16 protein-coding genes are annotated in these 14,653 nt (G+C 39.5%); 2 read left to right on the top strand and 14 right to left on the bottom strand.

Annotated features, from left to right (window positions below; genetic code table 11):
- Positions 1-216 precede the first annotated feature (216 nt).
- The 8 genes from P3F81_RS04285 to P3F81_RS04255 all read right to left on the bottom strand — a co-directional run bounded on the left by P3F81_RS04285 (position 217) and on the right by P3F81_RS04255 (position 3,782).
- Entirely contained in the window at positions 217-417 is a 201-nt protein-coding gene (locus P3F81_RS04285; RefSeq protein WP_147667914.1) for a hypothetical protein, read from the bottom strand.
- Positions 386-673, bottom strand: coding sequence for a nitroreductase family protein (locus P3F81_RS04280; protein WP_147667912.1), 288 nt, complete (start codon positions 671-673; stop codon positions 386-388). The genes P3F81_RS04285 and P3F81_RS04280 overlap by 32 nt, the downstream gene beginning before the upstream one ends.
- 196 nt (positions 674-869) lie before the next feature.
- On the bottom strand, positions 870-1,052 hold the full coding sequence (locus P3F81_RS12900) for an IS3 family transposase (protein ID WP_147667910.1): 183 nt from the start codon (positions 1,050-1,052) through the stop codon (positions 870-872).
- 42 nt (positions 1,053-1,094) lie between these two features.
- A complete protein-coding gene (locus P3F81_RS04275; RefSeq protein ID WP_309320689.1) occupies positions 1,095-1,394 on the bottom strand; it encodes a hypothetical protein in 300 nt (99 codons plus the stop codon).
- A gap of 8 nt (positions 1,395-1,402) precedes the next feature.
- A complete protein-coding gene (locus P3F81_RS04270) occupies positions 1,403-1,660 on the bottom strand; it encodes a helix-turn-helix domain-containing protein (protein WP_309320688.1) in 258 nt (85 codons plus the stop codon).
- 48 nt (positions 1,661-1,708) lie between these two features.
- Positions 1,709-2,050: an iron-containing alcohol dehydrogenase gene (locus P3F81_RS04265; RefSeq protein WP_147667907.1), complete on the bottom strand. Its 342-nt coding sequence runs from the start codon at positions 2,048-2,050 to the stop codon at positions 1,709-1,711.
- A 37-nt stretch (positions 2,051-2,087) separates the two neighbouring features.
- Positions 2,088-2,966, bottom strand: coding sequence for a radical SAM protein (locus tag P3F81_RS04260; RefSeq protein WP_147667905.1), 879 nt, complete (start codon positions 2,964-2,966; stop codon positions 2,088-2,090).
- A gap of 60 nt (positions 2,967-3,026) precedes the next feature.
- Positions 3,027-3,782, bottom strand: a complete 756-nt coding sequence (locus P3F81_RS04255; protein ID WP_147667903.1) for an EFR1 family ferrodoxin — start codon at positions 3,780-3,782, stop codon at positions 3,027-3,029.
- A 136-nt stretch (positions 3,783-3,918) separates the two neighbouring features.
- On the opposite strand from P3F81_RS04255, the gene P3F81_RS04250 reads away from it, so the two are divergent.
- Positions 3,919-4,464: a TetR/AcrR family transcriptional regulator gene (locus tag P3F81_RS04250; protein WP_309320685.1), complete on the top strand. Its 546-nt coding sequence runs from the start codon at positions 3,919-3,921 to the stop codon at positions 4,462-4,464.
- A gap of 611 nt (positions 4,465-5,075) precedes the next feature.
- On the opposite strand, the gene P3F81_RS04245 is transcribed toward P3F81_RS04250, so the two are convergent.
- From P3F81_RS04245 to P3F81_RS04235, 3 genes are all read right to left on the bottom strand, one after another.
- Entirely contained in the window at positions 5,076-5,870 is a 795-nt protein-coding gene (locus P3F81_RS04245; protein WP_147667899.1) for a nitroreductase family protein, read from the bottom strand.
- A gap of 88 nt (positions 5,871-5,958) precedes the next feature.
- Positions 5,959-8,073, bottom strand: coding sequence for an NAD(P)/FAD-dependent oxidoreductase (locus tag P3F81_RS04240; RefSeq protein WP_147667897.1), 2,115 nt, complete (start codon positions 8,071-8,073; stop codon positions 5,959-5,961).
- Positions 8,074-8,118: 45 nt separating this feature from the next.
- Positions 8,119-9,486, bottom strand: a complete 1,368-nt coding sequence (locus P3F81_RS04235) for an aldehyde dehydrogenase (RefSeq protein ID WP_309320684.1) — start codon at positions 9,484-9,486, stop codon at positions 8,119-8,121.
- Between the two features lie 184 nt (positions 9,487-9,670).
- Here P3F81_RS04235 and P3F81_RS04230 point away from each other — a divergent pair, with 184 nt between their 5' ends.
- Positions 9,671-10,258 carry a TetR/AcrR family transcriptional regulator gene (locus P3F81_RS04230; RefSeq protein ID WP_147667895.1) on the top strand — a complete coding sequence of 196 codons (588 nt, stop codon included), beginning with the start codon at positions 9,671-9,673 and terminating at the stop codon, positions 10,256-10,258.
- A gap of 247 nt (positions 10,259-10,505) precedes the next feature.
- Here P3F81_RS04230 and P3F81_RS04225 read toward each other — a convergent pair whose 3' ends face one another.
- From P3F81_RS04225 to P3F81_RS04215, 3 genes are all read right to left on the bottom strand, one after another.
- Positions 10,506-11,753, bottom strand: coding sequence for a JAB domain-containing protein (locus tag P3F81_RS04225; RefSeq protein ID WP_309320683.1), 1,248 nt, complete (start codon positions 11,751-11,753; stop codon positions 10,506-10,508).
- 481 nt (positions 11,754-12,234) lie between these two features.
- Positions 12,235-13,755 carry a glutamine-hydrolyzing GMP synthase gene (guaA, locus tag P3F81_RS04220; protein WP_147668223.1) on the bottom strand — a complete coding sequence of 507 codons (1,521 nt, stop codon included), beginning with the start codon at positions 13,753-13,755 and terminating at the stop codon, positions 12,235-12,237.
- Between the two features lie 71 nt (positions 13,756-13,826).
- The gene (locus P3F81_RS04215) at positions 13,827-14,651 is read right to left on the bottom strand and encodes an MTAP family purine nucleoside phosphorylase (protein ID WP_147667800.1); all 825 of its coding nucleotides are present in this window, start codon (positions 14,649-14,651) and stop codon (positions 13,827-13,829) included.
- Positions 14,652-14,653 lie beyond the last annotated feature (2 nt).

The raw sequence follows: 14,653 nt of genomic DNA, 5'->3' as shown, positions 1-14,653 counted from the left end.
CATGATATTCAATTTTTATTCCTTGATCTTTAAAAGCATAATGATACCATATTTCTTTTTTGGGATATATCCTATGCTTGCCTTCTGCTTTTTTATAAGCTTCATTTTTGCATGCCAATTGTGAATTACTACAAGCGAACTCCTTTACTTCATCAGCATCACACCTATAACCACAATAAATTCTACTTATTGTCTCAGTATTCACTCTAAACAAATTTATGTTGTTCTTATTCTCTGAAAAAAGCTGATAACCTCTTCACTATTTTCCTCCATCAGCAAGAGAATCTGATGTAACATTAATAATTCCCACCATGCGATTTTTTTACCATTTTTAAAATCTTTTTGCCCGATTCCTTTATCCTGATGGAAACTAACAAATCCTGGATCATATATTATAGCCTGCATTCTTTGCTGCATTCTTTCCTGCTACAATGGACCGATATGTTTTTTCATTTACTTCAATATCTTTATATACCTCTTTTACTTGGTCGTTAAGTTCAGCTAGTCTATCGTCATTTTGCAACACAGTAAAAATCCAAGATTGCGAATTTCCTCCGGACGGTGCATGGATTGCGGATTGAATAATGTCCTTTAAATCCTCATCTTTGACCTGATCCTTTTTATAAGTTCTTATGCTTTTTCTTGTTAACATATTTTGTATGACTTCGTTCATAACATTTCATCCCTTTCGACAAATATAATTAGCCATTGATAGTAAGTTATTCGAACTTTGAGCATGCATAAATACCAAAAATCATTTCCCATAGCAAATATTTTTTATCTTGTATCACTAACAATCTTCCTTCCATTAATTAATTATAAACTGATTTCCAATACCTTATGAACAACAGCCGGATAAAGGAAGTTACTTATATTTTAAGTTTCTGAACAATTCTTTGCACTTTCTTATGGTTCACATTCATCCCTTGTTTGCGCAATTGACCGTAAATTCGTCTATATCCAAAATCTTTATTATCGTTTCGAATCTTAAGGATTAGGGTTTCTAGTTCTTCATTAGGATTTTTGCGTTCAAAGCGTTTTTGCCAATACATATATGTTGCTTTTTGGAAACCTGTAAATGCGAGAATATCTTTTTAGTTTAAATTCTCCCCGGAGGCTGTGGATGATTTTCGCTTTTTGCTTAGAGGTGTTTCCTCTAAACGCAGTCTCCTCAGTTCTTTTAAATATGCATTTTCGATTCTAAGTCTTAAATTTTCTTCTTTTAGTTGTTCAAGATATTGTGCACCAGGAGTTTGACTTATACCTTGCAATGTTTTATCATTTTTAGGTTTTATCACTTTGGGTCGCCGTCCTTTTCTTTTTTCTCTCAGAGCCTCAGGACCAGCAATTCTAAAATCATTTACCCACTTGGTAATTAGTGGATGATTATTCACTCCGGCCTTTAAAGCAACTCCTCATACGAGACTTCTGTTGTTAAATATGACTCTACCATATAAAGTTTAAATTCAAAAGAGTAAGTTTGATTTTTTCGGGATCTCATTAATCCATTAGAACCCAATTTTTCATAAGTTTTTATCCATCTCCTTACTATATATTTGTCTGCTATTTTATATTTATCTGCTATAAATTTGTATCCACCTTCACCAGATAAGTATGCTTGGACAACTTTTTGTTTAATTTCAAAACTATATTTTGCCATGAAAAAACTGACCTCCCAAAAGTTAAATTTAGGTCTAACTTTTGGGGGTCAGTTCATAGCCAGGTTGATTTTTTCTTTTTCCGGCATATCTCCAGTTATATTCCATACTCGCTCCCCATACTGAAGTATTTTGACTGCTTTTTCCGCTTTCATGAGCGTTTCATATGTCGGATTGGGCTCAATACCGCCAAATTCTCCCACGTAAAAATTCTGCAATACATCTTTGATACTTTGAAGCAACCCACTTTTTGGGACACTTCCTCCACCGTATAAGACCAAGACCTTGCTGTTTAAAGGAATTTCCTTCGATAGTTGAATAATCTCGCCTTTCCTAAAAATGATTTTGGTTGGATTTACAAATTGAAAATTTCGCGCTATTAATACGATCATTTGAGTAATTGGTTAATAAAACATGGTTTCTGTTTTTCTACCTGGGAATTCGTTTAAATGTTTTCTTAAAGGCGTCTTCGTCAAAATCATTAATGCCATCTTCGAGTATCATCAACATTTTCTCTTTATCTCTGGGTAGCATCCCTGCAAGTGGGATAGCATTCGTGTTGTGCACACCATAGAATGGAATATTTTTTAATTGAATCTCTTCAATCAATGTTTTCTCCTCAATCAGATTTTCGATTTCAGTAGCTTCTTCAAAACGACCCGCTATGATTTCTTCCTGCAACTTCGTTCCTGCTATTACCCCCAAGGTTCCAACCCAGACAAGTTTTGGTTTAGTTATATTAAGCAATTCTGCCGTTAATTTAGCATTTTCTACGCCCTTACCTTTTCCCGCTACCCCCAACATAAGCAATGCCATATGATTTATGTTTGCATTATTTAATCTTTCTAATTGTTCCTTAGCTTCTTGAATGCTATGACCTTTATTAATTCGGGTTACAACATCACTAGATCCTGATTCTAAGCCCACGTATAAATCGTTTATCCCCAATCTTCTTAACTCAATTAATTCTTCATCCCTCTTAGCTTTAATATTCTGTATGGAAGCATACATTGTTATTGTTTTACATTCAGGGAAATAATCCCTGATCTTTGTGGCTATAGCTTTTAAGTAATCTGCATTGAGAACAAAAGCATCCCCATTTACCAAAAAAACTCTTTCCACCCGATCATGGTAGGTTCGTGCTTCCATTAAATCTTTCTCTATTTGTTCCAATCTCTCTATACTAAAGTTCACATCTTTATACATACTACAAAAAGTACATTTATTATGGGCACACCCCACAGTGACTTGCAAAAGCAATGAATCTGCTTCAACAGGCGGTCTATAGATGGTTCCGGTATAATGCATTTTTCTTCCTCTTTCTGATTTATTGGTTCTAATAAAAACTTGTGCGCAAAGCATATCAGCCTAAGAATTAATCATGTCTTGCAGTACAATGTCTGGGTGATGGTATTGCTGCTTTATGGAAATACTTCGCTTATTAAATCTAATCGCAGCCTGTGGACACCAATGAACACAGGCTAAACACTCATCACACGAGTTTCCAATGTTAACTTTTCCATCTATGAGTCTAATGTTTTTTGCCGGACATATTTTCTCGCAAATGTGACATTGAATGCAAAGGTTTTCATCAGCCTGTTTTTTTGATAGTTCTCTTTCTGCAAACTTTCTAGTTGTAATATTTAACAGCTTGGCTTTATATTTGTATCTCGTCTCTGCTGTATTTTCAGTATTCAATAGAATATCCGAAGCTATTTGTTCAATTGTATTTTGTAGAGGTTTCAGAGTAGTTAGATCATAATGCGAGTTAAGCAGAGGCGCGGTATTATCAGGCAATGTTATTGCTTTTGCATAAGAAAGCTCTAATCCCTTTTTAAAAAATAATTCCCGCACAGAATGCAATGCATTTCCTGGTTCACCACCACAAGTGGCTATAGCGTAAAAGTAATATCCTGAGGCCAGTTCAAGTTTTTCTATAAACTTTTCAACAACTTTGGGCACATCATAAAAATATACAGGAAATACAAAACCAATTCTCTTATTTGTAAATTCATCTTTGAATTTCAAAGCGGTATTCATTGCCATAACTTGATCATTAAGTTGTTCCGCTAATCTCTTTGCAGTAGTAAGGGAATTTCCTGTACCGGAAAAATAAAAAATCATTTACGCCACCTCCTTTCTTTATTTATTTGCAAAGTGTGACACTTGTAACACCTTCTGAGTTGTATTATAATTAAGCAGTACTATATAGTCAATGGATTCTAAGCAAGTGATACAAGTTAAGGGAGAGTGTAACATTTTGACAAAAGAACCTTCAAACATCATAGCCATAAGGTCAAGAAAATGGATCATTAGTGCCTTGTTAGAATTAATGGCCGAAAAAAAATATGATAAAATTACAACACAAAATATTATTGAGAGAGCAGCTTTAACTCGACAAACATTTTACCGACACTTTAAATCAAAAGATTTTGTGTTATTTGCTTATATCGCTCAGTTATACGAAGCTCTTGTTGAAGAGGTTAATAAATTGGAGGTAAAAACATTTTATGCAGTATTAGTAGTCTATTTTGAATTTTGGAAAAACCATAGGGATTTTTTAAATCTACTAAATAAAACTGAATTTAGATATGATCCTATTGAATGTTATCACACATATATGGAAAAAATTTTAAGTACAGTTGAAAACCAGATTTGTAGCGAAAAAGTAGACACGAAATACATTCAATCGTTTATGGCAGGTGGCTTGGGAAACATAAAAAATACTTGGATAAATGATAATTATCAAGAATCGCCTGAAAAACTTTCTGAAATCATCGTTACTTTATTAGGTGAAAAACATTAATAGGCAGCGTCCCTTCATTCTTAGCGCTTTCTTTCCACAAAAGAACTTCACAAGTAGGGGGCGTGTCCAAGATTATTCTCTCTGGCTTTGCCAGGAATGCCCGCCACTCCATGGTGACCGCCTTTTTTAGCAAGCAGAAATCCCTGTATTTACGCAGGTTGAGGATAAAAAAATGACCTTGCATAAGCTTTGAAAAGCTTTAATGCAAGGTCGTTTTGTCTATGTCGGCAGGCTAAGCCATTTTGCCCTTTTGGCGGATAAATGGCAGTGCCCACGACATAGTATCCTCGACCTTGTTACAATTATTATAGCTGCCTTTCCTCCCGATCGCAAAAGAGACAAACAGAATACCTCATCATCCCTGTACGCTGGATGATGAAAGTAAATTTAGCGCAGAAAGTTGCTTATTAAGGGCAAACCTCTACACTTTTAATATTCAAACAAACACTAAAAGAGCTCGCAACAGTGATCTATACCCGTTTCAAGGTTTCGATATGCTGGTCGTGCTTTGTATCCACCTGCACGTTAAGGTAGTGTAATTAACTTTGTCAAGACACTAGGGTGTCAATCAGGTCAAATCCCTTTCACAATTCTGTAATATTTGAACAAGCTTACAGCCATTGCACTTTTGCTGGTTTTCTCGGAACAGTCCGCTTGTAATGAGCATCAGGATAGCCAATAGCAATAGCAGTTACCAATCGTTCTTTCCCTGTAATCGATAGCTTTTTGCGGATAGTTTTATTTATTCGTGCAGCTCGTACAAAGAATCCAACATATAATACACCAAGACCAAGTGATTCAGCCATAGTACCCATATTTGTTGAAGCCAATGCAGCATCGACCGTATCATCGGATATTACAAAAATAGCTGTTGGCGCCCCCTGGAAGAAAAACCCTTTATCAACTTGATATTTTCTCGTATCAATCGGTAACTTAATGAATTTACCAACCACATCGGTTACGGACTTTATCTTCCGAAAGGTTATGATTGCGTCCTTTTCGATATTATCCTCCGGGTGTTCAGCAACAACATAACGTATCCGCTGCTTATTGCTTCCCGTAGGGGTGTACCTTCCAGCATCAATTATCTGCATGATTTTTTCATGTTCTACAGGCATATTCTTATAATGCCTGATGGAGCGTCTGAACTTTATGTTATTGAGGAAGGTTTCAGGCGCGATGGTAAAAGTATCCCTATCATATTCTTTTACCTCGTCCATAGCATAGCCATTCATGCTGACGGCAGCTTTTGGACAGACCGCAACGCAGTGACCGCATTCCATGCAACGATCAAGTTTCATTTCAGCTATTTTATCCTTCAAAACAATGGCATGGTGCGGACAATCCTTCACGCACATTCCACAGCCAATGCAAGCGGCTTTATCAATTCGAATACAATCTGACATTTCTTATTCCTCCAAATGATTCATTACTATTTCGATGTCAACTACCAGCTTTTTCATTTTTCCAAATAATTCACGATTATGGGTAACATCAATGTAAAGAGCGTGCCAGCTCGAAAGCTCCGCGAGTCGCGTCGCCGATGCGTCCGGTTTTTTCTGCGTCGCCGATGGTATAAAGATGATCATAATGGCCGAAGCATTCCTTTGCCAGCCTGTTGCAACTACGTACACCAGTGGCAAGCACCGTCACATCCGTACTGATTGATTCAAGAACGCCGTCTTTCCGGCTCAGGTGCAGCATGCCATCGTCGATTTGATCCAACCGCCTGCCAAGGAAAAATCTAACATTCCCCTGTTTTAATCTTTTAACTACATCCATAGAGTTAGAAGGATGTGCGCCGAGAGCGATTTTATCCACCATCTCAATTACAGTGATGGTATTCCCTTGTTCCAACAGTAATTCCGCTGTCTCCAGCCCGGTCATACCGGAGCCGACAACGGCAATCTTCTTATTGGAGTAGGTTTTTTCCCCTGTCAAAATCGGCGTCACCGTGACAACCGATTCTGATTCTGATCCCGATATTCTCGGTGAGATTGCCTCTCCGCCGGTTGCGAAGATCACGGCATGGGGATGATACGTATCAATAACTTCTTTGGTGGCTTCGATATTGTACTCAATTGTTACACCCTGCTGAGTTGCCAAATGGGTTAATCCCTCAATGAGCCAACCGATTTTCTCCTTATGCGGCGGCGATTTCGCCAAGAGAAGCTGACCGCCGGGTTCTGCATTCTTTTCCAGTACGGTTACCTTGAAGTCCCGCGCCGCCAGTTCTCTTGCCGCTGTTAAGCCCGCCGGGCCAGCGCCCACAATGACGATCTGCCGCTGATGACCATCTTTCGGTGCATTGCGTTCATATTTATTTTCCTGACAGGTGCGGGGATTGACGGCACATTCAATCGGCTGGCCGTTCATGATGTTTTTACGTAAACATTCCATACAACGCAGGCAGCAAATACACTTAAGGATATCCTCGCTGCGCCCCTCCTTCGCTTTATTGGACCATTCAGGGTCAGCGAGGAAAGGCCGCCCCATGGCGATGAAGTCTTGGGTTCCTTCCACGAGCTGCGCTTCCGCCTGTTCCGGAGAGCGGATCAAATTAGCCGCCATTACCGGAATGCTGACCTCTCCCTTAACAGCTTTCGCCAAATACTTGCGCCAGCCGGGTTCATAGCTGATTGGTTCGCAGGAGGTGTGCTCCGTATCGTAAGCGCCGCTGCTGATATTGAGCGCGTCAATTCCGAACTGCTCCAGCCGTTTCGCAATCTCTACGCCCTCACCCAAGGTGATCCCTTGACCGGGATAACCAATCGTGTCATAGAACTCATCTGCTGTCAATCGCACACTGATGGGAAAATCAGCCCCGCACTTTTGGCGGATGTCCTCTATAATCTCCTGAATGAGTCGCATCCGGTTTTCCGGAGAGCCACCGTATTCATCCGTACGACGGTTAGTGTAGGAACTTAAAAACTGCTGCAGCAAATATCCATGGGCAGCGTGTAGCTCCACGCCATCGGCTCCGGCTTTTTTCGCCCGTTTCGCAGCGGCGGAAAACTGGCTGACCAGTGTTTTAATCTGAGGTATTGTCATGGCAATGGTAGTTTGATTACGAATAGGATTGTCACCAAGGCCACAAGGAACAGCGCTTGGTGCAAGGAGCGGCTTCATATAGCGCTTCATCCGCTTCACGGTTTTGGGATCTTCCATGGCGGATTCATCAAAGCTACCGGTGGCTTTAAAAAATAAATCCCAATATGGAGGAAAAATCCTTGCAACTCTCTCATTGAATTGCCACAGCGTTGGGAAAATAACCACGTTTTGCCGACCGGGATGAAACAATTGAACAAAAATCTTAGTGCCATGGGCATGCACCTTTTCCGTGATTCTGCGAAACGGCTCAATATATCTGTCGTGTGACATGGATAACATGCTAGAATGGGACACGCAATCCGTCTCATTGACGCGGGTACATTCTGTCATGATAAGACCCACGCCTCCGGCGGCGCGTTCTTCATAATAGTCGGATAATTCTTTGCTCGCCGCGCCGTCATGCGCCGCCAATCCAATGCACATGGAGGACATCACAATTCGGTTTTTGATGGTCACTGAACCAATATTCATGGGTGAAAATAAATTTGGATACCTCATCCCTTTACCCTCTTTTCTGTTTGTTTTTGAAATACGAATTTACACTTATTTCATCAAGAACCTAAGCAGCCTGCTTACTTTCTGGGCATATGGCTGGTATCGCAGCGACAGCCCAAACACCCTGGATTTTTTATAAATCCCTTTCTTGTGGCTGAAGGCCTCAAAGCTATATACACCGTGGTACGTTCCCATGCCGCTGTGGCCGATCCCGCCAAACCCCAGACCATCGCAGGTCATGTGGGAAATCGTGTCATTTACACAGCCTCCGCCAAAGGAGAGTTTGTTAAGTACTCTTATTTCTGTGCTTTTGCTTGTTGTAAAGAGATAGAGCGCCAGCGGCTTTTCCCTCTCTTGTACAAATGTCTCCGCCTCGTCCAGCGTGCTATAGGGAATGACTGGGAGGAGGGGACCGAATATTTCTTCGCGCATCACGGGAGAATCAGGCTTCACATCGACCAGGACGGTCGGTTCTATTTTCAACGCTCCTTGATCAAAATGTCCTCCACTATAAACCGTTCCCTCTTCCATGAGGCGTCGAAGCCGTTCAAAGTGTCTTTCAGTTACAATGCGCGGATATACCGGATTTGTAAGCGAATCCCCAACCATCTTTTTATATTGATTTGTAATTTCTCTGCAAAACTGTTCCGCTACTTTTTCATACACCAACACGTAATCCGGAGCGGTACAAGTCTGTCCGCTATTGAGAACTTTGCCATACGCTATGTTTTTTGCCGCCTCCCGTATATCGGCATCGGCAGTCACGATACACGGGCATTTACCACCCAATTCAAGTGTCACCGGAGTAAGATGCTGTGCCGCTTTTTCCATCACATACTTACCTACTGCGGTGCTTCCGGTAAAAAAGATGTAATCAAAACGCTGTTCGAGAAGCTGCTGGCTTTCCTCTTTTCCACCTAATATGGTGGTGACATATTCTTTCGGAAAGGCGCGTGCCACAATCTTTTCGACTACGTTTGATGTGTTCGGCGACAATTCTGACAGCTTAATGACACAGCAGTTACCCGCTGCTATAGCGCCGATTAGCGGTAAGATGGTCAGTGTAATGGGATAATTCCAAGACGATACGATGAGGGCTGTGCCATAAGGCTCAAAGATGTCATAAGCCTTGCCAGGAAATGAATTGATTCCAACCGATCTGGGTATTGGCTTCATCCATTTTTTCAGGTGACGGGTTGCGTAAGTAAGCTGCTGCAGCGATATGCCGTATTCAGAAATATAAGTTTCATATGGCGATTTGTTTAAATCGTCCATAAGCGCTTGGTTGATTTCTTCTTCATAATAAATTAGGGATTCCCTCAGCGCCTTTAACGCATCCAGCCTGTATTGATACGTCTTGGTTTTACCGGAATAAAAAAAATTTTTCTGCATCGCTAAAATTTCATTGTATTCCACAACTGTACCTCACCTTTTAAAAGACTAACTATAATCGCTTGCTATATTTTCTCGTGACCGTATTTTTGCAGTTGTCTAAATTTTTATTCTAGTCTATAATGGACTCATCAAGAATACAAGTGACAGAATCGTAGAAAAGTCAAAATTTATACAGATTTGAAAAAATGTCAAAGGAGGTCTTCAAATGAAGTATGATTTATCTAAAAAATTAACCATTGGCGCATCTCGGACTCTCATTTCTTTGCAGCAAGCAATGTTGACCTTGCTCGCCGAAAAATCTTTCGAGGAAATTGCCGTTCAAGAGCTTTGCGAAAAATCAATGCTGCCGCGAGCTACCTTTTATAATTATTTCGATGATAAATATGACTTTCTGGAATACTGTTTTTTGACCGTTCATAAGCAAATTGACAGCAGCAATCAAGAAACAGGTAATTGTCAGAAACGATTGAACGCACTGATGGAAAACTTTATTGATTTCTTTGACCAAAACATTGAAATCGTACAGAATATTTTGAAGAATAATTGCCCGAATCAATACTTTATCAATCAAATTCATTTTTATCTGATCACAAATATGATGGCAGCTTTTAAAAGCAGTCCGAATACCCACCAATTCAAAATACCGCAGGAGATGGCTGCAAAACTATACAGTAAAGCGGTATTGATTATCTTGGAATGGAAATATCTCGATAAAAAGGAGTGCTCAAAGGCACAGGCGAAAGAATACTTGCAAATGATGGTAAGCGGAATCGACGTAAATAGAGCAGGTTAGTTTCCCATAAATAGATAACCTCAACGCAGAAATAACAAAACAAAATTGAAGCTTAGCGTATATTTGGGTCAAAATGTTGGCAGGAACCTAATTAGATAATCCAGTAATTTCAGCAAGGTTAAACAATTGAAAACTTCCAATTTAAAAAGCAGAAATACACCATTGTCTCGATGCAACAATAGGGTACTTTTATTGTCTTATCCAGCTTAGATGTAGTATAAGCCTCTTAATATTGATAAACTATTTATCACAAGATTCCTCGCTCTTTTAAACTCTCAAAATTCCCCTTACCGATAATAATATGGTCCAAAATGTTAATATCCAGTAACTTACCTGCTTCGACCAGTTTTCTAATGATAGTAATGTCTTCTTGGATTGGCAGCGCATCACCACTGGGGTGGAAATGTATATGTTCGTTCTGAACAAGTATAGTAGAATACAGCATACCAGCGCCAATAGCAGGAGCAAACGACCGTATGCTATCACCAATAAGAGGCTTGTTATTTCTCTGGTAACTCTTCAATCCATCTCTGGAAATATAGAAGTTCTGCATCTTTTTTGTTTTACGGTAGAAGTAACGAAATTGATAAAAAGACGGGTATTGGTTTGCTAGAATATCCATACTATCACAATACTTCTCTTTCAGCATCATGGTATAAGCAGTCATAAGTGATTGCTTTTTCGTGGTATAGAAGAATTTGTTCAAAGCCCATCGTATGTTTTTTTCATCTTGTGTAAGCTTTCCATCATCGTCTAGCCGTTGCCTTGGGGCAAGGACTATTATATTCATATAGACCAAATACAAGCATAAATAGTTTCTGATGGTCTGCTTAGATATGTTGTGTTCTGTATCTATAGAATCGATAACTTTTGAACGCATTCTTTCCTCTGCTACAAAAGGGAAAATTGATGCAATTAATGTATAACGCTCAAACATGATTCTTTTCTGATTAGCATTTAGATTTTCAATATCGGTGACGATAAAATTTGTAGCCTGGTTCAGTACTTCATCAGTGCAGCAAGAGAAGGAATCCAAAGCCGAAGATTCCACCCATACGGGCATAGTCCTTTTGATGCAGTCGATAATGAGGATTTTATCAGGCTTTACCTCTAAAACCCTGATAATGTTGTCACCGTCCTTCAACAAATCATTTTTCTCATCAATGACTAACCCCCAATCGGTGACCCCATGCCTTAACCAGTATTCCCTTGAAGCATCCAGCAGCTTGACCGTAAGTGCCTTCATCAGAAACTTGCGGAACACACATTCACGCACCATCAAATCATTGTCAGACTTGACGCAGACAAAATCCGATGTGTATTCGCTAATGTCCCGCCCATTAAGCGGGACATTGCACCTGATTTCTTTTACTTCATCACTTGCTTGCAGAATATCTGCATAGACATACTGGATCGCATCGTATGTCCTGCATACTTCATTGCACTTTGCAATGACACGTTTTTCACAACGACCTTTAAAATTTTTCTTCCTCACCTTTGCAAAACCTCCATATTAGGAACGCTCTGCTGCTTGACTCCATTTTCCCAAAAACGCGCCCAAAAATGAAAATGGGCGGTTTTGGGGGAATTGGAGACTCGGTTTTTGGGAAACAGAAAATCATGAATATACTCTCCCCTATGTTACGGGCGTTCAAGCCAATGTTCATGAAAGTCATAGCGCTATGCTTTTTGCCAAAAAGCATAAAAGAAAACATCACCATGTCGTGGGGCACTGCCATTTATTCTCCAAAGGGCATTTTCCTGTATTCTCCCTGGCTTTGCCAGGAATGCCCGCCACTCCATGGTGCCCGCCTCTTTTAGCAAGCAGAACTTCCTGTATTTACGCGGGTTGAGGATAAAAAAATGACCTTGCACAAGCTTCGAAAAGCTTTAATGCAAGGTCGTTTTTTCTATGTCGGCAGGTTAAGCCATTTTGCCCTTTGGAGCATAAATGGCAGTGCCCTACGACATTCATTTTACTCCCACTCAATTGTGGATGGTGGTTTACTTGTTATATCATAAACAATTCTATTTACACCTTTTACTTCGTTAACGATACGGCGGGAAATTTTATCTAATACTTCGTATGGAATATGTGCCCAATCGGAAGTCATTCCATCGGAACTGGTTACTGCTCTTAGTGCTACTGTGTGACAGTAAGTTCTTTCATCACCCATAACACCTACGGAACGAATATTTGGCAAGCAAGCAAAGTATTGCCATATCTTACCTTCTAGGCCTGCTTTTGCAACTTCATCTCTAAAGATTGCATCTGCTTCGCGCGTGATAAATAGTTTTTCTTCCGTAATTTCACCAAGTACACGAATTGCAAGACCTGGACCTGGGAATGGTTGACGCCATACTAAATGATGTGGAATTCCCAATTCTTCACCAACCGCACGAACTTCATCTTTAAACAATTCACGAAGTGGTTCAATCAATTCTAGATCCATATCTTCTGGCAAACCACCTACGTTATGATGACTTTTAATTGTCGCAGAGGTTTTTGTTCCACTTTCAACAACGTCTGGATAAATTGTACCTTGTACTAGGAAATCAATTTTGCCAAGTTTATTAGATTCTTCTTCAAATACACGAATGAATTCTTCACCAATAATTTTACGTTTACGCTCTGGATCAGATATCCCAGCAAGTTTTCCAAGAAAACGATCTTTTGCATCAACACGAATTAAGTTCATATCGAATTGTTCTCTAAAAATCGCCTCTACTTGATCACCCTCATCTTTTCTAAGTAAGCCATGATCAACGAACACACAAGTTAATTGTTTACCAACAGCCTTATGTACAAGCACTGCTGCAACTGAGGAATCAACACCACCGGATAAAGCACATAAAACTTTTTTATCGCCAACGATTTTTTTAATTTCAGCGATTTTACTCTCAGCAAAAGAAGACATATTCCAATCTGCTTCTAATTCACAAACATCAAATAAGAAATTCGCCAACATTTTTTTGCCATATGGTGTATGTTCAACTTCTGGATGGAATTGTACACCATATAATTTTTTTGTTTTATTTGCCATTGCTGCAATTGGACATTGTTTCGTAGTTGCAACAATTTTGAAGCCTGCTGGTGCTTTAGAAACAAAATCTGTATGACTCATCCAGCATTCGTTATCGGCATCAATTCCTTCAAATAACTTGCATGCGCCATCTAAAGCAATTGCAGTTTTTCCGTATTCTCTAATATCTGGGCTTTCTACTACTCCGCCCAATGTATATGCCATAAATTGGTGTCCATAACAAATTCCAAGTACAGGAATTCCTAGTTCAAAAACTTGTGGATCTGCTTTTGGTGTATCATCTCCATACACGCTATTCGGTCCACCTGTAAAAATAATACCACGTGGATTTTTCGCTTTAATTTTTTCAATACTATAATCATAAGGCACTATTTCACAATAAACGCCACATTCTCTTACACGTCTGGCAATCAATTGATTATATTGACCACCGAAATCTAATATTAATACCATTTCATGATGCTTACTTTCCAAAATTTCTTTCCTCCTCGACTTTGGTAATGACGACAATATACCACAAGATTCTACTTATTGTAAATACCTTTTAATAGTGTTTCTTTGCGAAGATCTTTACATTCACATTTTCCTTCACTTTTTGTATCGCGAATTGTATCTAAAATAATACGACTAATCATTGGAGCATCATCGTAAAAAATATTTTCCAAAACTTCATGCGACCAAGATTTTACTAACCCTTCACCATAATTTACAACAAAATATATTCCTGCATAACATGCACCAATTTCCCTTGCTAAATACACTTCTGGGCAAATACTTTGTCCAACAATATCAGCATGTCCTTTTAACATTGCAATTTCTGCTGGGCTTTCAAAATGTCTGCCTTCAGTTACTGCATAAGTTCCACGGGTAAAAATTCTGCCTTTATATTCAGCTCTCGTTTTTTCAATCAACGTTTGACGCAGTTCATGGCAAAGCGCATCACGCATAATCAGTAAATACTTACCTTCCAAGCCCACGCCTTTACGCTCTGACATATCAAGATAATCATCTGGAATTAAAAAATCACGCGGATCTAATAGTGGATTGATTGTCCCAACTCCACCTTCTGAGATAATTCGTTTTACTCCAGCTTCCCGAAACACCCAAAAGATTTGTCTGGACGCATCCGCTCGGCTCACTTCACTACGCCAACCATGCATTCTACAAGTTAAAACTTTTTTCTTACCTACCGAAAATAAACGAAAAACCGGACTTGTCCCATATGGCGTATCAAAAACGAGTTCATCTTCTAATATCGTTACATCATCAGCTTTTGCACCCAATGGAAAATCGCTAGACAATGTACCTGATCCTCCGATTACAGCAAATTCTACATTTGGTATACTCATTC

The sequence above is a fragment of the Selenobaculum gibii genome (assembly GCF_030273445.1).
GTDB classification, from domain to species: domain Bacteria; phylum Bacillota; class Negativicutes; order ICN-92133; family ICN-92133; genus Selenobaculum; species Selenobaculum gibii.
Note: the sequence above shows the minus strand (reverse complement) of the source record. Positions and strands in the feature narration are given on the sequence as shown.

Excerpts from the sequence above, each read along its gene's own strand:
- P3F81_RS04215 (WP_147667800.1), bottom strand. The coding sequence starts at position 14,651 with ATGAGTATACCAAATGTAGAATTTGCTGTAATCGGAGGATCAGGTACA.
- P3F81_RS04260 (WP_147667905.1), bottom strand. The coding sequence starts at position 2,966 with ATGCATTATACCGGAACCATCTATAGACCGCCTGTTGAAGCAGATTCA.
- P3F81_RS04245 (WP_147667899.1), bottom strand. The coding sequence starts at position 5,870 with ATGTCAGATTGTATTCGAATTGATAAAGCCGCTTGCATTGGCTGTGGA.
- P3F81_RS04280 (WP_147667912.1), bottom strand. The coding sequence starts at position 673 with ATGAACGAAGTCATACAAAATATGTTAACAAGAAAAAGCATAAGAACT.
- P3F81_RS04285 (WP_147667914.1), bottom strand. The coding sequence starts at position 417 with ATGCAGCAAAGAATGCAGGCTATAATATATGATCCAGGATTTGTTAGT.
- P3F81_RS04240 (WP_147667897.1), bottom strand. The coding sequence starts at position 8,073 with ATGAGGTATCCAAATTTATTTTCACCCATGAATATTGGTTCAGTGACC.
- P3F81_RS04270 (WP_309320688.1), bottom strand. The coding sequence starts at position 1,660 with ATGGCAAAATATAGTTTTGAAATTAAACAAAAAGTTGTCCAAGCATAC.
- P3F81_RS04255 (WP_147667903.1), bottom strand. The coding sequence starts at position 3,782 with ATGATTTTTTATTTTTCCGGTACAGGAAATTCCCTTACTACTGCAAAG.
- P3F81_RS12900 (WP_147667910.1), bottom strand. The coding sequence starts at position 1,052 with ATGTATTGGCAAAAACGCTTTGAACGCAAAAATCCTAATGAAGAACTA.
- P3F81_RS04265 (WP_147667907.1), bottom strand. The coding sequence starts at position 2,050 with ATGATCGTATTAATAGCGCGAAATTTTCAATTTGTAAATCCAACCAAA.
- P3F81_RS04230 (WP_147667895.1), top strand. The coding sequence starts at position 9,671 with ATGAAGTATGATTTATCTAAAAAATTAACCATTGGCGCATCTCGGACT.
- guaA (WP_147668223.1), bottom strand. The coding sequence starts at position 13,755 with ATGGTATTAATATTAGATTTCGGTGGTCAATATAATCAATTGATTGCC.